This window comes from Bradyrhizobium sp. SZCCHNRI3043, from assembly GCF_032377735.1.
Classification (GTDB): Bacteria; Pseudomonadota; Alphaproteobacteria; order Rhizobiales; family Xanthobacteraceae; genus Bradyrhizobium.
Genome location: NZ_JAUHID010000026.1, coordinates 22,989 through 40,961, shown reverse-complemented (window position 1 = coordinate 40,961; position 17,973 = coordinate 22,989). Strand labels below are relative to the sequence as shown.

Genomic DNA, 17,973 nt, shown 5'->3' with positions numbered 1-17,973 from the left:
CGTGCGTGCGGCGCTCCTGTCTGATCTGCAGATGGTTGAAGGCGTTGAATTCGGCTGCAGCGATCAGCAACAGGCCCCGGTCGCCGCAGAGAAACAGCGGCCGGCAAGGCGCTTGCGCACCAGGCGATCGGCTGCGGTTCGGGTTCTCATCTGGCGTTCCGTGGTTGAGCGATGACGACAGGGAATATCGGCGCGAGGCGCTATGCGGTCAATGAAATGGAACTTCAAAGATTGCAAACCAGCGCATCGTTTATTTCAGAACGACACATCTCGACGCAAATAGTCGCTCGCTTATCCGGAAGCTGGGATTGAGACGGACTTGCAGATGACGCGGCGTGGGACATCGTACGACAAAAGCTTTCTCCACGTTTCAAACAGCAGGCATGGCTCGGGGATCTCGCGGCCGCATGCGCCCGAGCTTTGCATTCGTTCGACCTCTCCTTTGAAGAAGAGGCGCAGGGAAGACCGGGTATCGACTGATACCCGCGGTCCGCGTGCAGCAAAAAAGCACGCGGCAGAACCACAGGTTCAGCCCAATATCCGGCCTTCCCTGCGCGACGGTTTGACGGGTTATAGGCGCTCTCCCCGGGGATCGGCTGTCTTGCCCCCGTCGCCGGCGGATCATCATCACCGCCGGCTTGGCATCAGCACCGCGATGCCAGGACCACACCACTTCGCCGTCGCCTCGCTCCGTTCGTCGGCGCGGGCTTTGACACCCGGCTGCGGAGCAACGCGCCCATCGCCTCCCCAGGCTCGACGCTCGTGACGATCGCGAAACGTCCCTCTTCAGCGAGCCGGGATGCGCGAGAATGTGGAGGTGATTTGCCCGACAACGCAAGTGAGGAGTCCGCGACAAACTGGCACGACGGGCAGTTGGCGCATGTAGGGCATGCGTGGATTGCTCGTCGGGCAGATGATCCATCGCACGACGACCGGGCGTCCGTGAGTCGCCTCGCCCCCGCCCCCATCGTCATGGCCATGCTCGGTCACAGCCATCCACGTCGTGGTCATCACGAAGAAAGACGTGGATGCCCGGGCCTTCGTCGCCGGCCCCGCGCTGAACGGGGCAGCGAGGGCGGTCGAGATAGCGAGCGAAGCTCACGAGTTTTATGCACTGTCACCGTAATCCCGCGCGTAATCCCGCGGTAATAGGTCGCGCGCGGCAGACCCGCCAGCGCGCAGAGGTGCTGCACGTGAACGTGGGAGTCGGCGGCCTCCGATGTCATGGCCTGGATGACTTCGATGATGCGGATGCGGGTTTGCCTTGCACGACCGGCCGCTCCAGAGCGCGCAAGGCTTGCCGAAAAAAATCGATGTCCATCTGCTGTCGGCCGACCAGCCGTTCCAGCTCGGCGATGCGCGCATTCGCCGGGGCGAGCGCCGAACGCTTGTCGTCATACGTCGCCACGGGCTTGAGCTTGCGCGGGCCGGGCTTGGGACCGCCCTTGCGGTTCAATCCCTCTGGCCCGTGCGCCTTCCACGCCTTGATCCAGTCGTGCAGAAGCTTGCGCGCTATGCCGAGGTCACGAGCGACGGGCAGAACGCCTTCGCCTCGCTCGACCCGCTTGATCGCCTTCAATTTGTAAGCCGTCGGGAACTGACGGGTCTTTCCTCGTACTGCCACAGCTCATCCCCGAAATGCCTGTCACAGAAATTATCTGTGTCTCACTTGAGGGGTGCAGTCCAGTGCAGTCCAACACTGTCACCGTAATATCGAACCCAATCCGCCATCTCTCAGTGGATGCCGGTCGCAAATCCGCCAGCCCATGGTCGACAGGACAACCTCATTTTCATTCTTTCTACTTTTGATTGCTTTTTTCTATCATTCACCTCATACTGCAACGCACATATCTCCGAAGAATTCACTTATTAGCGGCCGGACGATCCGAGCCAGCCGCACACCGACGTGCACGACACAAGGCCACTTAGTCCGCAGCATAGCCGACGCGCCTGTGACGATTAGATCCTGAAAATGATCGACCAATTTTCTTCAGTTCGCACACGACTTGGGGGAACCACTTTTATGAAGGGATTCACTGCGATGACCGAAGAATTCTCGTCGGACTCCATCAGCAAATGGGCGAAGCGGATTGCAGCAGAGATCGAACCCGAGAGCGAAGCTCTCGCGCCAATGATGATGGAGGCCTATCTGCGTGGCGGTCGAGACCGACGGCAGCTCTTTGAGAATAAAGCGGAACTCGGCGGTTTTCTGCCAGATGGCGGAGCCTTGCTTTTGCCTTTTGCTTATATGGCGCTCAGCTACATCGCAAAGGGGCTGCTCAAGCTGTATCAATCAGGCGGGCTCAGCGGAATATCCAACCTGCTGAGCATCTGGAAAAACGCCTTCGATCTCATCAAGACCCGGAAAGCACGTGAAGAAGCACATGCAGTCACGGAAACGGAGGCACGACGCAGTCTGCGCCATACCCTGGACGAGGTGCAGCGCGCTCTTAGGGAACAGGGCTTGTCGACAGATCAGTGCGAGCTGATCTGTTACCGAGTGATGATGGTGCTGCTCGACGAGCCTATCGAGGGAGCACAACTGGTCAGGACATTCCAGAGTGAAAGCGCATAGGGATGGCCGAGCCACAACGACAGAACTCCGACGCGGGTCTGCCACCGTGGCTTTTGCTATTCCTGACGTTGTTAGTCTTCGGACTTCCGCAGAGTTATCAGACGGCACGCGAAGATCTTGGCGATTTTCAGAAGATCGACGAAATGAACCGGCTGGAGCTCGCTGTAGCAAATGTCGATGATGCCAGCTCGATCGTCGCCAAAAGTGACGCTCAGCAAGTGATGCAGCATCATGCGCATTTGCTGAATTGGCTAAAAAATGGCGCATGCATCCGGTTCCGAGCGGAACTAGACCGGGCCCTTGCCGCCATTGAACAAGCGAACTTTCTCGAAGACGACCTGCGGGGCCTTTACCGTCAGCAAGTTAAACTCAAGAAAGATGCGATGGCTCTCATCTTGGAGATGCTTGACGACGACGAACGCTCCGAACTTGTGCAGATCGAGGGCAAACGACCGCCGCCGACGGCAAGCAAAGCCGAGATAATCCATTATCTGCTGGAACCGAAAGAAGACCAGCGCCAAACTATGAGCACGAATTGGCGAACGCTCGCCCCGCAGGCGCGCCCGACCTTGGACACGGGAGATCAGGGCCATATATCCATGGATGACGTATGGCGGTCACGCATCTCCCTGATCTTGAGCAAACCCGCCTTCCTTGTAGATCTAGGAATCACCTTGATCCCGATTTTCTGCTTGTTGACGGTAGCGTTTCCCCGTTGGCGAGCTTGGCACGTGGAAAGGACATTCGGGCTCCGGGAGTATCTCGGAGGGTTTCCGGAGATCGACGAACTACAGGCATTTGTAGCGATGAGCGCTCCGCGCATCGAACTGCGGGTCAACCTGCTGCATTCGGGCTATGCATTTGTCTATCCACGGAGCTATCGGCGCCCGCGCCTGGCAGTGCTCGGCGGAATGTATGTGCTTTGGAAACGTGATCCCGTGACCGCGAGGGGCATATTGCTGCATGAAATGGAGCATGTCCGCCAAGGGGACCATCTTGTCGTGGGGTACGGAAGCTTCTTCTCGGGGTATCTCAAGTGGCTGCTTGTCATCTTCATCCTAGTGATGGCGATGACCCTGATCTCCTCCATGGCGCTTTCCGTGAGATCGGTCGGTTTGCATATCGAGCACCAAGCGCAGCTCTTTGGGCGGACTGCACTGATGGCGTTATGCTCAACCGCATCTCTCCTCTTCCTGATCATGGCTTCGATCACAAAGCCGCTCGTGGCTATCTGGGCCCTGGAGCTGAACGCAGACTACGGCGGGAGCCGCGCGCAGGTCCTGCACGTCGAATGCGGCACCAAGGCGATGGGAGCCGGTGGACGGATATCCCGAATGCTGGGAACTCTGAGCCATCCGCCGGTCTGGCTGAGAGCATGGTTGATTAGGCGCGACGACTGGATGAGGAGACTACTGCGACAGATTCTCTTTCCAGCCTCGTACCTGATCGCGATCCTGATGCTCTTTCTCATGGGCTTCTTCGCGACGCTACCGGACCATGGACTACGTGCCGAGAGGGTGAAATGGCTCTTAGGCCTATCGTTGGACTCCCTTGAACGCAATTATTGGAAATTCGGCAGCATGGCGGCGCTGTTGCTGGCGTGGCCATGGCTGTCCGGCTACTGGGAGCTATTCTTCATCGGAGCAGCCCGGCAGTACAAATGGTGGGATGGAGGAAGATGGGCTGCGGCGCTACTGCTGACAATATTGGCGATTTTGGCGTGGTTTGGCGGCCGATCGTCTTGAAGCGGAGCAGGCCTGATTCGTGTGCTCGGAACGGAGGCCAACGTCCAAAGCACATTGAATTCACGCCAGATGCCACCGATGAAGAACGTCCCTATGGCGCGATCGGCAACAAGCCGCCTGGAGCGTCAGGCTATTCAAACTCGGCGATGCGAGCATTTGCGCGCGTCAGCGCAGACCGCTTGTCGTCATAGCTTGCTGTAGCTTTGAGCTTCCGGCATTACGGTGATAGTGCACAAAACAACAAAGGCCGCGCAACGTCGTCAGATCAATACCTTGAACGAGGCCATGAACTTCCGGTCTGCCGCATCCCAGCCCTCCAGCGGTTTGCGCTTCATGACCTGCACAAGGAAGCTATGCGGTCCGGAGACCGTCGTCAGGCCGCCTCCCCATACCTTCTCACTACCATAGGTGAACCGCTTGGCCGGGAGCGTGGCGCCGTTCGCCGACTTGAACTCGGTCTTGTCGATCGACAGGAATTCGCCCGATATGCGCTCCACCAGTCCATCGAGCATGGATTGCATCATCAGGGCGGGCTTGCCTTGGATCGGCCAGGCAGCATGGAAAACGGCGAAGGCCTTGTTTCCGTCCTTGGCCAGATACGTCGTCGACGAAAGTCCCAGCAGTCCACTCGACTTTTCCTCCGGTGGCGTCGGAAACTCGACCGAGAAGAAATGCTCGGCCGGAGCGAACGCGTGGCCAGCGAAGGCCGGGGCCGGGATGACGGCGCCACCAAGAATGGCCAACAGATGGCGTCGCGATATCCCGCTCATGACGGCTTACCTCACTCCCACTCGATTATCTCGCACATGAATAAGGCTTTGATCTCCTTGGATTATACTCCGGGATCACGTCAGGACGCCGTTGGCAGAACCGGCAGATTTCTAGCATCATGACTCCACAGGAATATTTTTTCACCTGGGGCCGAGCACCCTTCGTCACCTATCGCCTGCTATCGCCAGGACGACAATGAAAAATTGCTAACCGTGAACCCTCGCGACTTGAGCAGCGGGTCTGTGCCGACTCGTCTATTGCCCGGTCGTGAGTGCGAGGACCAGAGGCATGGTCAGGACGGCAACTGCCGTTTGAAAGCTGATGATCCCGGCAGCAACGCGGTGGTCGCCTCCCAGCAGCCGCGCCATGATGTAGGCGGAGGGCGTGCATGGCAACGCGTTGAACAGGACCAGCGTGTTGAGTGGAACGCCGTTGAGGCCGACCATGCGCCCGATGCCATAGGTGGCAAGCGGGACCAGTGCCAGCTTGACCAGGCTGGATTGCAGGACCGGGCCGCCCGCGATCCGCGCTGCAGCGACATCCAGGCTGGCGCCAACTGCGAGCAGACCGAGCGGCAGCGATGCGGCGCCCAGCACGCCCAATGTCGATGCGATGGGCTTGGGGATGCCGAGGCCGCCGAGATTGGTGATCGCGCCGGCAACGACGGCGAGGATGACGGGGTTTGTCAGCACAGTCCGGGCGATGTTCGCCCGGGCGCGCGCGCCATGGCTGCCGTGCAATGCCAGGACCAGGATCGACCCGACGTTCAACACCGGAATGGTGATCGCGATGGCCAGCGCAGTGACGGACAGACCCGCCTGACCATAGAGCGCCGTCGCTGCTGCAACTCCGACATACGTATTCGGCCGGAGCGCTCCCTGAAGGACGGACGAGAACACCGGCCCAGGATGCGGGCGAACGGCGCTCCAAGCGGTGAGGAACAATCCACCGAGTGCGACCGCACCCAGCAGGACGACGGCGGTCGAATGCAACGAAATCCCGGCCAGCTCGGCTGTCGCGACCTGCATGTACATCAAGGAAGGAAACAGACAGAAGTAGTTGAGCCGCTCGCAAGGTATCCAGAACGGCTCAGCAACCAGCTGGCTGTGCCGAAGCACAGCTCCCAGCACGATGATCGCGAAGATCGGAGCAAGCGCCGTCACGATCTCGATCACGAACAGATCACCTGCAACTCCCAGCTTTCATCGAAATTTGCCAACGCAGAATTGTGCCTCAAAGACCTATTTCTCGAAATAGACGTCCGCGAAGCTGGCGTTGATCCCGGTCACACCGAGCGTGTGATTCCTGACCTTCTTGTTGAAGAGCGTCACCCCATCGGGTGCGACCAGATGGATCGCCGCGACATCGTCATAGATCAGGTTCTGGAACTTGAACCACAGCGCCCGGCGCTTTTCGGGATCGGGCTCGACGGCCGCATCCTCGAGCAGCTGGTCGACGGCCGGGTTGCTGTAGTGCGAGGCGTTCGAGAACGGCAAGCCGATCTTGAAGTTCTTCGACCAGAAGGCGCGCTGGATGCCCGGAGTCGGATCGAAGGTATTGGACAGCGATTCGAGCGTGATGTCGAACTCACGCCCGGTATAGGCCTTATTGATGTAGGTCGAGAAGTCGAAGAACTGGAAATCGACGGCGATGCCGAGCTTGGTCAGCGCCTGTTTGACGAAGTCTCCGGCCGCCTGCAGATTGAACGGGTTGGCATAGAGCCGGATTGGAAAGCGGGTCCCGTCGGCCTTCTTGGGATAACCGGCCTCGTCGAGCAGCTTGTTCGCCTTCGCCAGATCAAGAGCATACGGCTTGATCGAGGGATCGACGAAGTCGGCCAGGTCCGGACTGACCGCCGACGGCGCGACCTTGCCGTAGCCGAAATAGACGAAGTCGAGCAGCCGGCCATAGTCGATCGCGTGCCCGATCGCGAGCCGCACCCGCTTATCCCTGAGGATCGGATTGTCATAGTTGAAATACAGCTGGGTCATGCCGGCATTGTATTCGTAGCCGCGCGTCTCCGAGCCGAGATGCGGCAGCGCCTGCAGCCGCGCGAGGTCGGAGCGCGGTACCGGCGGCCCGCCGCCGAGATCGAGCTCGCCGGTCTCGAACGCCACCGAGCGCGCCGCCTGATCGGCGATGAAGCGGACGATGATGCGATCGAGATAGGGCTTGCCGGCATCCCAATAATTGGGATTGCGGTCGAGGATGATGTGGCTGCCCTTGACCCACTCCTTGAACACGAACGGGCCGGTGCCGATCGGCGCGCTGGCGTTCTTGTTGCCAAGCGGATCGGTGCCCTCATAGACGTGCTTCGGCACGATCGGCGACTCCGACGCATCGAGCGCCTTGAGCAGATAGGGCGCCGGCTTGGACAGCACGATGATCGCGGTCAGCGGATCGGGCGTCTGCACCTCCTGGACGAAAGCGAAGGTGCCGCGCCCGCGCGGGTGGTTCTCCTTCAGCAGCTTGATCGAATAGGCGACGTCCGCCGAGGTGAACTCCTTGCCGTCATGCCATTTCACGTTCGGACGGAGCTTGAAGCTGTAGCGCAGCCCGTCCTCCGTGACGCTCCATTCCGTTGCCAGCGCCGGCTGCGGCTTGAAGCCAAAACCGTAGGTCAAAAGGCCCTCGGTCACCTTGGGCGAAATGCGCGTAGATGGACCGGCCGTATGGGCAATCGTCACCAGCGTGGTCGGCTCCTGCTCGACCAAGAAGCGCAACGTGCCACCGCGCGGCGCCTCCGCATTGGCTACAGCCGGCAATACTAGCAGAAGCACTAGCGCAAGACCCATCGCATGTCGACCGAGCGCACGAAAGCTCATAGGCAGCCCTCTTTTTGACAAACATGTTCGACGCGAGACGGCGTCGCATGACTGGCCAGCTCTACACCAGAAGTCGCGTCAAATGCTTGCTGATGAATGCCGGGAGCGAGGAATGATCGTAGCGACTTGTTTGTCAGTTGGAGCATGGGCCTCTCATGACGCCCTCCTTCGTCGCTCCCGCAGGACCTGCACCGCGCGTCAACTCCTGGCGACCACGCCGCGACAAGATGCAACACCGACGTCATAAACTGAATGATGGCAGCGCTGACGTGCCGGGACTCCGGAGACGTTTGTTGCCCGTCTCATTTGAAATTTGGAATAGCCAGATCTGCGTTTTTTCCGTTTGCTAGACAGCTCAGCAATTCACTTCAACGATACGGTCCACACAATGATCCCGCGCTTTCCTTCGCTCTCACTGTCCCGGCGACGCGTGCTGGTGCGCGGCTTTGCGGCGGCCACGATGGCACTGGCCGCGATGACGGCGTTGCCCGTGGCCCACGCCGCGCCGAAGAATGGCGGCGACATCGTGTTCCTGATCGACTCGCTGGGCAGCACCTGGATCCCCAACAACAGCGCGATCTCGAGCTTCCAGGGCCATATCTGGGGCCACGTCACCGACAAGCTCGTCTATGTCGACGCCGACGGCAAGGTCAGCCCCTGGATCGCCGAGAGCTGGGAGCAGAACGAGGACGCGACCTCGTTCATCCTGCATTTGAAGAAGGGCGTGACCTTCTCCGACGGCACGCCGCTCGACGCCGCCGCCGTGGTCGCCAATCTCGATATCTGGTACGCCGGGCGCAAGAGCGAGGGCATCAACCCGATCGGCCTGTTTCCGAAGACCTACAAGAGAGCCGAGGCGATCGACGCTGCGACCGTGAAGGTCTCATTCAAGGCGCCGACGCTCGGCTTCATCCCGACGCTGGGCTATCACGGCTCGATCCTGATCTCGCCGAAGACGCTCGCTCAGCCCGCCAGCCAGCAGGCCGATCTCGGCAAGACCTCGGGCAGCGGCCCCTACGTGGTCGAATCCTGGAAGGAAGGCGACTTCGTCAAGCTGGTCAAGCGCAAGGACTACAATTGGGGGCCGGCGGCGGTCGGCCACACTGGACCTGCCCTCCTCGATTCGATCACCTACAAGCTCGTGGCGGAACAGTCGCTGCGCGTCGCCGCGGTGCAGTCCGGCCAGGCCGACGTCGCCTACAACGCGTCCCCGCAGGAGCTGAAATCGCTCAAGGAGGCCGGCTTCACCGTCGCGACGCCGCGCTATCTCGGCTTCGTCAATGGCTGGGCGATCAATACCAAGCTGGAACCCTACAACGACGTGAAGGTGCGCCAGGCGCTGCAGGCCGCGATCAATCGCCAGGAGATCATCGACACCGTCTATACGCCGGAGTGGAAGCTCGCGACCTCGTTCATCCAGAGCAACGTGCCCGGCGCCACCGACCAGAGCGCGCTGCTGGCCTACGATCCCGACAAGGCCGGCAAGCTGCTCGACGAGGCCGGCTGGATCAAGGGCGCCAACGGCGTCCGCACCAAGGACAGCAAGCCGCTGACCTTGACGCTCTACTCCAATCCCTATCTCGCGACGGCGAAACCGGTCGATGAGCTAATCGCCCAGCAGCTCGGCAAGATCGGCTGGAAGGTCTTCATCCGCGCCTACGACGTCGTAACCTTCGGCGAGAAGGTCAGATTCGGTGGCCCGGCCGTGCCCGCCTATGAGGTGACACGCAGCTTCATCGACGCCGGCACGGTTGCCAGCATCCTCACCGATGCCAACAATGGCGAAAACTGGTTCGCGCTCGGCGAGAGCGACACCAAGCTCAACGAGCTGCGTGACAAGATCGCCGGCGCCGGCACCACCGAAGTCCGTGGCCCGCTGCTCAACGAGCTGCAGAGATACGTCCTCGAGCAGGGCTATTTCATCCCGCGCACGCAGATCGTCCAGCGCATCTACGTGCAATCACCGCGGCTCAAGGGCGAAGTCTATAACGGCATCGCCTATGCCAGCTACTACACGGCGACGAAAGGTGAGTAGCCGGCGTTGCGGACAGGTCACGTGAGGAGGCCACCCGCATGAGCAATGCCTATCTCGGCCTTGCCGCAAGGCGCCTCGCCCAGGCCATCATCGTCATTCTGCTGGCCTACGTTCTCACCTTCGTCGTCGTCAGCATCCTGCCGGGCGATCCCATCACCAACGTGCTCCGCGATCCGCAGAACGGGTTCACCGAGGACGAGATCCGGCAGATCATCGCAGCCCAGGGCCTGGACCAGCCGGTCCTGGTCCAGCTCTGGACGTCGCTGACCCATTTCCTGACCGGCGACCTCGGACTGTCGATGCGCTCCAACCGGCCGGTGACGACGCTGATTGGCGAAGTTCTGCCCTCGACGCTGATCCTAGCGTCATCCGGCTTCGCCGTCGCGCTGCTGCTCGCGACGACCGTTGCCTACGGCACGCAGTTCGTGCCCAAGCGGTCCGGCCAGGGCCTGCTACGAGGCTTTCCGTCACTGTTTCTGTCGGTGCCCAATTTCGTGATCGGCCTGGTGCTGATCCACCTGTTCGGTTTTCAGCTCGGGCTGTTCAAGGTGATCGCGCCCAACAGCTTCTGGGCGACGTTCTTCGCCGCGATCGCACTCGGCATTCCCGTGTCGGCACAGATCGCGGAGGTGCTGATCGCCAATCTCGACCACGAGCGGGCGCAGGACTACGCCGCCGTCGCCCGAAGTCGCGGGCTCGGGCCGGTTCGCCTGTTCGCCAAGCATCTGCTCAAGCCGTCCTCGCTGCCGGTCGTCACCATCATCGCGCTCACGCTCGGCGAGCTGCTCGGTGGCTCGCTGATCACCGAGACGGTGTTCGGCCGCACCGGCATCGGCAGCCTCGTGCAGCGCTCGGTCAGCACGCAGGATCTTCCCGTCCTGCAGGCGGTGGTCTCGCTCGCCGCCGTCGTGTTCGTGCTCGTGAACCTGATCGCCGATCTCGTCTATCCCCTCCTCGACCCGCGTGTGAAGCTGGTCGGCGCCGCCAGCCGGCGCCCGACCACGGCTGACGACGACGCCGTCGGCGCTTCCCAGGCGGTGACGCCATGAGCCTCCTGTCCTCCTCCGCGTTCGTCCCGACGACCAGCCGGCTGGCGGCCCTCAAGGTCCCGCCGACCGTCCTGCTCTCCTTCGCGGTCATTGCGCTCGTGATCGCCTGGTCGGTCGCCCCCGGCCTGTTCACCAGCTACAGCCCGATCAACGGCGTGCCCGCCGACAAGCTGCTCGGCCCCAGCGCCGCGCATTGGTTCGGCACCGACCATCTCGGCCGCGACCTCTACGCGCGCGTCGTTCACGGCACGGCCTCGTCGGTGAGCTCCGCCTTGATCGCTGTGGTCATTGCCGCCGTCGCCGGCGGCCTCATTGGCCTGCTCGCCGGCTTCTTTGGCGGCTGGGTCGACATCGTGCTGGCCCGCCTCGTCGACGTGCTGCTGGCGATCCCGCATTTCCTGCTCGCGGTGATCATCGTCACCGCGCTCGGCTTCGACACGACCAACGCGGCGATTGCCACCGGCATCTCGGCGGTGGCGGTGTTCGCCCGCGTCATGCGCTCGGAGGTGATCAAGACCCGGCAGGCCGCGTTCGTCGAGGCCTCGTTCCTGCTCGGCGGCTCGCGCTGGCACATCCTGTTGCGGCATGTGCTGCCGAACGCGTCGCGCTCGGTGCTGCCGCTCGCGGCGCTGCAGTTCGGCCTGTCGATCCTGGTGATCGCCAGCCTCGCCTTCCTCGGCTATGGCGATCCGCCGCCTGCCTCCGACTGGGGCCTGCTGATCTCGATCGGCAAGGACTACCTCAAATGGCCATGGCTGGTTTACGCGCCCGCCTTCGTCACGATCGGGACCGTGCTCTCGTTGAACAGGATCAGCCGATGGCTTCGCCGGACAGACTGAGCGCCACATTCAGCCGCGACACCATCGATGCGCCGGGCTTGCAGCCGCAAGCTCCCCTGCTCCACGTCGACGGCCTGTCGGTGTTCTACGGCAAACAGCAGGTCGTCTCCGACGTCAGCTTCGAGCTCGGCCGCGGCCGGAGCCTCGCTTTGATCGGCGAATCCGGCTCGGGCAAGTCGACGATCGCCCGCGCGGTGCTGCGGCTGCTGCCGAGCGGCGGACATGCGACCGGCCGTGTCGCATTCGACGGCCAGGATGTGCTCGCGCTCTCCGAGCGCCGCTTTCGGCCGCTGCGCGGCCGCGCCATCGGCTTCGTGCCGCAGGATCCCGGCAATGCGCTGAACCCGGTGCGCACGATCGGCGCCCAGGCGATGGAGGCAGCTGTGCTGCTCGACGAGCCGGACAACAGAGTCCGCAGGCAGCGCATCCTGGAGACGTTCGCCCAGGTCGGGCTCGACAATCCCCAGCGCGTCTATGACTCCTATCCGCATCAGCTGTCCGGCGGCATGCTGCAGCGGGTGCTGATCGGGCTCGCGGTGCTGCCACGACCGTCGCTGCTGGTGGCGGACGAACCGACCTCGGCGCTCGACGTCACCATCCAGAAGCGCATCCTCGACCTGCTGTCGCGGCTGCAATCCGAGCTCGACATCAGCCTGCTGCTGATCACCCATGACCTCGCGATCGCCGCCGAGCGGGCCGATGCGCTGGTGGTGCTGAAGGACGGAATCATCCAGGAGGCCGGCCGGACATCATCCGTGTTCTCCGCGCCGGCGTCGGCCTATGCAAGGAAGCTGCACGCCGATGTCCCGGCGCTCAACCCCGATCGTTACGCTGAGTTGCGCGACCCGGGCTTCCGCAGCCTCAAGCAGGGCGCGACCGCGAAGATCGAAGTCAGCTCCGTCACCAAGACCTTTACCGTCGACGGCAAGACGCTGACGGCCGTCGACGGCGTGTCGTTCACCGTACCGGCCGGCACTACCCACGCCCTGGTCGGCGAGTCCGGCTCGGGCAAGACGACGACGATCCGGCTGCTGCTCGGGCTCGAGCAGCCCGACAGCGGCACGATCACTGTTGCTGGCGACACGCTCAGTGGCCGGTCGCCGGACAAACTGCGCGCAGTCTGGCGCCACCTTCAGCTCATCTACCAGAATCCGTTCACCTCGCTCGACCCGACCTGGACCGTCGAGCAGCTCGTGCGCGAGCCGCTGGATCGCTTCAAGATCGGCACACCAGAGGCGCGGATCGCGCAGGTCCGGCAGTCCCTGGCCGATGTCGGGCTCGGCGAGCATCTGCTCGCGCGCAAGCCAGGCGCGCTGTCAGGCGGCCAGCGCCAGCGCGTGGCGATCGCCCGCGCGCTCGTGCTGAGGCCGGATGTGATCGTGCTCGACGAGCCGACCTCTGCGCTCGACGTCACCGTTCAGGCCGACATCGTCGAGGCGCTGCTGTCGCTGCAGGCCAATCTCGGACTGACCTATATGTTCGTCTCGCATGATCTGGCGCTGGTGCGCCAGCTCGCCCACACCGTCTCGGTGATGCATCGCGGACGGATCGTCGAGCATGGCACCGTGAGCGAGATCTTCGACACGCCCCGCGAGCCCTATACGCGCGCGCTGCTCGCTTCGATCCCCTCGGGAGCGGCCGGTGCCGCGCGCGTGCCGCAGCATCGCGCGCGAGCCATGATCACGGCCGCCTGATCGGAATCAAGAATGTCACACTGAGGAGGTCGGCGCGCCGAAGCGCGCCGGCCCTCACATCTATTCCGCCGCGACGTTGAGCGGGCCGCGCCAGATCGCCGACGCGTAGAGCTCGCCATTGAAGTCGGGATCGACCGAGCCGTTGATGCGCGCCTCATGCGCCGGCAGATCGTCCAGGAACAGGTCGCGGCTGATCCGCGACACCACGCCCGGAATGTCACGCTTGAAGCTTGGGACGTCGCCGACCGGCAGGCCGTAGCTGACGAAGGCGGCCGGATTGAACACGTGAATGTTCTTCAGGAATGGCGCCTGTCCCGGCTGCTTCTCCAGATACTCACGGCCGGCTCCGAGATACGGGTAGCCGCCCAGACTGTCGTCCTGCTCGTCGGCCGGCGGCGTGAAGCGATCGCGCCACAGCAGGATGTCGTCGGCGAAGTCGGCCAGCTCCGGCCTGCGATGCGCGTCGACGGTGAAGCCGGTGCCGACGATAACAAAGTCGAACTTGAACTCACCGCGCGGCGTCACGGCGATCCCCTGCGCTCCGTCAGTTCGCACATCCGTCCAGGGCGACGACAGATGCAGGTGGAAGTTGCGGTGCTTCACCGCACGCGTGATCGCGTCCGGCGGCGGCGTCGAGCCGGCCTGGCGGAAGCGGATTGCCTGGTGCCAGCGGATCGCATCCGGCAGCGCGCCGTAATTGTCGTAGGCGCCGGGATAACCACGGATGCGGATCACCGGCAGCGATGCCAGCTCGTGGCGGCGCGCGAACAGGTGCACCTCGCTCGTCCCGCTCTCGAGTGCGACCGCCGCCGCATCGAACGCAGAGGCAGCGCTTCCGACCACCGCGACCGACCTGCCGCGCAACGCCGCAAAATCGATCGCCTGCGAGGTGTGGGCATAGAGCGAGGGCGGCAGCTTGTGCGCGATCACCTCGGGCACGTAAGGTCCGCCCGCGCCGAGGAAGCCGTTCGCCAGGATGACCTTGCGCGTCGTTTCGACCCGCGCCGCACCGTCACGCTCCAGATGCAGCTTGAGATGGCCGTCGGCCGGCTCGATCCACAGCAACCGCGTGCCGTACTGGACCTCGATGTTCAGGACCGAGCGGTACCAATCGAGATAGGCCGCCCAATCGACCCGCGCGATGCGGTCGATCTCCGAATAGACCGCCTCGCCATGGCGAGACTCGTACCAAGCCTGAAAGCTCAGACCAGGGAGCCCGAGCTCGGGCCCCGGCAGAGTCTTCGGCGTGCGCAGCTTGTTCATACGTGCGGTCGTAAGCCAGATGCCGCAGCCGGCAGCATCCTTTGCCGCATCGATCACCGTCACCTTGCCAATTCCAGCACGGCGCAGCGCGAACGCAAACGTGCTGCCGGAATGACCGCCGCCGACCACGACCACGTTGTGGTCGACACCGTCGCGATCAGGCACCCAGTTCTGCGGATCCGGCCCGATCAGCCGCAGCGTCTCGCGTGCGGTCGCGTCGAGATTGGGTTGGGACATCTGTCGTCTCCGGAATTGGCTGTCAGTGGATGTGCGGAAAGCCGTAGCGTTCCGCGAGATAGCGGAGGATGCGGCCGGGATCATCGATGAAGCGCCGGCCATTCGCGATCTGCGCGTCGGCGGGGACCGGCTTGTCGTCGGCGAAGATCAGGACAGGCAGGGACTGATGCTGCTCGCCGATGAGCGTCACGACCGCTTCGCGCGGCCTCTCGAACGGCAACCGATGAACTTCGATCTGCGTCGCGAGGCCAGGGAATGATCCCAGCAATCCCTCGATCGCATTGCAGTGCGGACATACGAAGAAGCGTCCGGGATGCGCGACGTCACGAAATCCGGGTGCGAGGAGGAAAAGCCGATCGCCGCTCATGCCGTTCTATCACCAAAAGGACCGACGTATTCGTCTCATCCTAGAAGCGATCGCAAAGTGGTCAATGAAACATAACGCGCTTTGTTTCCGTGTTGTTGCAATGATCGACTGATGAGAACGGCGATCGAGAAACAATCTATGCGCCGCCCTCAGGCACTAAGCTCACCCGTCTGACGTCACCGGTCATCATCTGCTTTCGGACCCGAATAGGCGTTTAAGCTGTCTCGTTTGGAAACGCTGCGAGCGACGCGTTCCTTCTCACCTCGCCTGCAACTATGCAAATCCATTTCATCGACAGCATCAGGACGGCACCGCTAGAGTTTCTATATTGCTCAGCCTGTTCACCTCACTTCAGAGAGCTGCAGCGCTCGAACGGATATCACCATGTCAGATCCCCTCGCCGTCATCAGTCTTCAACAGGATACCCCAGAGCTCGCCCGCGCCTATGAGCAGCTTGGCGTCATCCAGTTCAACCATGGCAAGCTGCTGCTCGAACCGCTGGCGCTGATAGCGGGCGAGCGGGTGCTCGACGTCGGCACCGGAACCGGCCGTCTTGCCGAGTTCGCGGCCCATCTGGTCGGCCCCAAGGGTCACGTCGTCGGCGTCGATCCGCTGGAGAGCCGCATCGCCATCGCGCGCCTGCGCCAATCGACCAACCTGGTCTTCGACACCGGCCGCGCCGAGGATCTCTCCCGCTTCTCCGCCGGCGAGTTCAACATCATCTACTTCAACAGCGTGCTGCACTGGATCGCCGACAAGCGGACGGTTCTGGCCGAGGCCGAACGGGTGCTGCGGCCGGGCGGCCGCATCGGCCTCACGATTCAGGATACGACGGTTCCGCATGAATCCCGCCGGCTGCTGCGGCGCGCGGTGGCAGAGGTCGGCCTCGACGCCGGACGACTGACCGCTCATGGCGTTCATGCCGCGACGGACGACGAGCTGCGCGCGCTGTTCGACCGGACGGGATTCGTCGACTATCGCAGCGAGCTGCGGACCCTGGTCGAGACACATGGCAGTGCCGATGAGCTGCTCGGCTGGTCCGAGAGCAGCGCGTTCGGCAATTTCCTGGACGGCTTCTCCTATGCCGAAGGCAAGCAGATCCGCGCCGCTTTTGCCAAGCTGGTGGAGGCGCATCGGACTCCCGAAGGCCTGAAGCTGGCCCGCTACCTGCGCTACGCCTTCGCACGCAAGCCCGAATAGTCGAACCACGTCACGAACACCGTCATTCCGGGGCATTCGGCAATGGGCAGACGCGCAGCGGCTGACCGTTGGCGAATGAACCCGGAATCTCGAGATGGTTTGATGCAAGACAAGGTCGAGATTCCGGGTTCAAGGCCTGCGGCCTTGCCCCGGAATGACGGTGGAACTGACGCTCCAGAAATAGCCGATGAGAATAGCAGTTGACTCAGCGGAACTGCGGCCCGCGCTCGTCACGGGCCACCTCTCGCATTCTGATAACAGACGTTATGCAGCCCGATTGACCGGCTTCGGCGCCTTGACCCGGGTCACGCTCTTGCGGCCGTCGACACCGACCGGAATGTCGCCATCGATGGTCGCGCGCCGCACGATGCGGTGCTGATCGCCATAGTCGTTGACGGCGATGTGCTGGGTCGCGCGGTTGTCCCAGATCGCGATGTCGCCCTGCTTCCAGCGCCAGCGCACGGTGTTCTCCGGTGCCGTGATGTAGGACTGGAACAGGTCGAACAGCTTCTGGCCGTCAGCCTTGCGGATGCCGACAAAGCGCTGGACGAAATTGCCGAGCAGCAGCGTGCGCTCGCCGGTCTCCGGATGCACGCGCACCACCGGGTGCTCGGTCTCATAGACCGTGCCGGTGAACACCTCCTCGAAATGCTTGCGGTCGGCCTCGGTCGCCCGGCTCCGGGTCGCGGCATAGTCGTAGGCGTTGCTGTGCACGGCCCACAGCTCATCGGCCAGACGCTGCAGCGGCGCGGGGAGGTCCTGATAGGCGGCAGCCGTGTTCGACCAGATCGTGTCGCCGCCGAATTCGGGGATCACGACCCCGCGCAGCACGGCCGCCTTGGGATAGGCATCGACGAAGGTCACATCGGTGTGCCAGGAATCGGCGCGGCCGCCGCCGCGGCCCGAATCCAGCTCCAGGATCGACGCCGTGCCCTTGATGGCGCCGACGGTCGGATGCGGGACGAGATCGCCGAGCCGCTTGGCAAAGCGCTCCTGCTCGGCATCGTCGAGATGGTCCTGGCCGCGGAAAAAGACGACGCGATGCTGCAGCAGGAGATCGTTGATCTCCTTGACGAGCGCATCAGGCAGATCGCCCGACAATTTCACATTGCGGATCTCGGCGCCGATCCGGGCCGACAGCCTGGAAACGTCGGATGCCTGGATCGACCGCCCTGCGGTCGGACTTGATTGCGGAACTGAGTGGACGCTGGCCATGGCAGGCTCCCGATGCGTTTCTGGTGTGTTACGTCGCTGGTTGTTGCGCCGCCAATTGCGGAGGCCGGTCAGCGACGTCAGACGAAAGCTATACGCAAGCCCGCAGAATTGGCTTTCAAACTTGTCAGTTGCAAAGAAAGAGACAATTGCCGCGCGGT

Annotated in this window: 14 protein-coding genes; 7 read left to right on the top strand and 7 right to left on the bottom strand. The window is 62.7% G+C overall.

Annotated elements, in window-relative coordinates:
- Positions 1 to 1,222: 1,222 nt before the first annotated feature.
- Positions 1,223 to 1,624 (bottom strand): transposase, encoded by a 402-nt coding sequence (locus tag QX124_RS29685; protein ID WP_315786587.1) that lies wholly within the window; start codon positions 1,622 to 1,624, stop codon positions 1,223 to 1,225.
- Between the two features lie 417 nt (positions 1,625 to 2,041).
- Between QX124_RS29685 and QX124_RS29680 the strand changes: the two genes are divergently transcribed.
- The gene (locus QX124_RS29680) at positions 2,042 to 2,575 is read left to right on the top strand and encodes a hypothetical protein (RefSeq protein WP_315786590.1); all 534 of its coding nucleotides are present in this window, start codon (positions 2,042 to 2,044) and stop codon (positions 2,573 to 2,575) included.
- A 2-nt stretch (positions 2,576 to 2,577) separates the two neighbouring features.
- Positions 2,578 to 4,320: a hypothetical protein gene (locus QX124_RS29675; RefSeq protein WP_315786593.1), complete on the top strand. Its 1,743-nt coding sequence runs from the start codon at positions 2,578 to 2,580 to the stop codon at positions 4,318 to 4,320.
- A 260-nt stretch (positions 4,321 to 4,580) separates the two neighbouring features.
- Here the strand turns inward: QX124_RS29675 and QX124_RS29670 are convergent, their stop codons facing one another.
- The 3 genes from QX124_RS29670 to QX124_RS29660 all read right to left on the bottom strand — a co-directional run bounded on the left by QX124_RS29670 (position 4,581) and on the right by QX124_RS29660 (position 7,916).
- Positions 4,581 to 5,090: a hypothetical protein gene (locus tag QX124_RS29670; protein ID WP_315799068.1), complete on the bottom strand. Its 510-nt coding sequence runs from the start codon at positions 5,088 to 5,090 to the stop codon at positions 4,581 to 4,583.
- Between the two features lie 255 nt (positions 5,091 to 5,345).
- On the bottom strand, positions 5,346 to 6,266 hold the full coding sequence (locus tag QX124_RS29665; protein WP_315777377.1) for an AEC family transporter: 921 nt from the start codon (positions 6,264 to 6,266) through the stop codon (positions 5,346 to 5,348).
- Positions 6,267 to 6,332: 66 nt separating this feature from the next.
- Positions 6,333 to 7,916, bottom strand: a complete 1,584-nt coding sequence (locus tag QX124_RS29660; RefSeq protein ID WP_315799067.1) for an ABC transporter substrate-binding protein — start codon at positions 7,914 to 7,916, stop codon at positions 6,333 to 6,335.
- Between the two features lie 388 nt (positions 7,917 to 8,304).
- On the opposite strand from QX124_RS29660, the gene QX124_RS29655 reads away from it, so the two are divergent.
- The 4 genes from QX124_RS29655 to QX124_RS29640 are packed head-to-tail and all read left to right on the top strand — an operon-like array spanning position 8,305 to position 13,533.
- A complete protein-coding gene (locus tag QX124_RS29655) occupies positions 8,305 to 9,951 on the top strand; it encodes an ABC transporter substrate-binding protein (protein ID WP_315786602.1) in 1,647 nt (548 codons plus the stop codon).
- A 38-nt stretch (positions 9,952 to 9,989) separates the two neighbouring features.
- Positions 9,990 to 11,000, top strand: coding sequence for an ABC transporter permease (locus QX124_RS29650; RefSeq protein WP_315786604.1), 1,011 nt, complete (start codon positions 9,990 to 9,992; stop codon positions 10,998 to 11,000).
- The gene (locus tag QX124_RS29645; protein WP_315799066.1) at positions 10,997 to 11,839 is read left to right on the top strand and encodes an ABC transporter permease; all 843 of its coding nucleotides are present in this window, start codon (positions 10,997 to 10,999) and stop codon (positions 11,837 to 11,839) included. The genes QX124_RS29650 and QX124_RS29645 overlap by 4 nt, the downstream gene beginning before the upstream one ends.
- Positions 11,818 to 13,533 carry an ABC transporter ATP-binding protein gene (locus QX124_RS29640; protein WP_315799065.1) on the top strand — a complete coding sequence of 572 codons (1,716 nt, stop codon included), beginning with the start codon at positions 11,818 to 11,820 and terminating at the stop codon, positions 13,531 to 13,533. The genes QX124_RS29645 and QX124_RS29640 overlap by 22 nt, the downstream gene beginning before the upstream one ends.
- A gap of 60 nt (positions 13,534 to 13,593) precedes the next feature.
- Here the strand turns inward: QX124_RS29640 and QX124_RS29635 are convergent, their stop codons facing one another.
- Positions 13,594 to 15,033: an NAD(P)/FAD-dependent oxidoreductase gene (locus QX124_RS29635; protein ID WP_315799064.1), complete on the bottom strand. Its 1,440-nt coding sequence runs from the start codon at positions 15,031 to 15,033 to the stop codon at positions 13,594 to 13,596.
- A gap of 22 nt (positions 15,034 to 15,055) precedes the next feature.
- A complete protein-coding gene (locus tag QX124_RS29630; RefSeq protein ID WP_315786613.1) occupies positions 15,056 to 15,400 on the bottom strand; it encodes a DUF3088 domain-containing protein in 345 nt (114 codons plus the stop codon).
- A gap of 384 nt (positions 15,401 to 15,784) precedes the next feature.
- Between QX124_RS29630 and QX124_RS29625 the strand changes: the two genes are divergently transcribed.
- Positions 15,785 to 16,600: a class I SAM-dependent methyltransferase gene (locus QX124_RS29625; RefSeq protein WP_315799063.1), complete on the top strand. Its 816-nt coding sequence runs from the start codon at positions 15,785 to 15,787 to the stop codon at positions 16,598 to 16,600.
- A 264-nt stretch (positions 16,601 to 16,864) separates the two neighbouring features.
- Here the strand turns inward: QX124_RS29625 and QX124_RS29620 are convergent, their stop codons facing one another.
- On the bottom strand, positions 16,865 to 17,815 hold the full coding sequence (locus QX124_RS29620) for a TauD/TfdA family dioxygenase (protein ID WP_315786616.1): 951 nt from the start codon (positions 17,813 to 17,815) through the stop codon (positions 16,865 to 16,867).
- Positions 17,816 to 17,973: the final 158 nt, after the last annotated feature.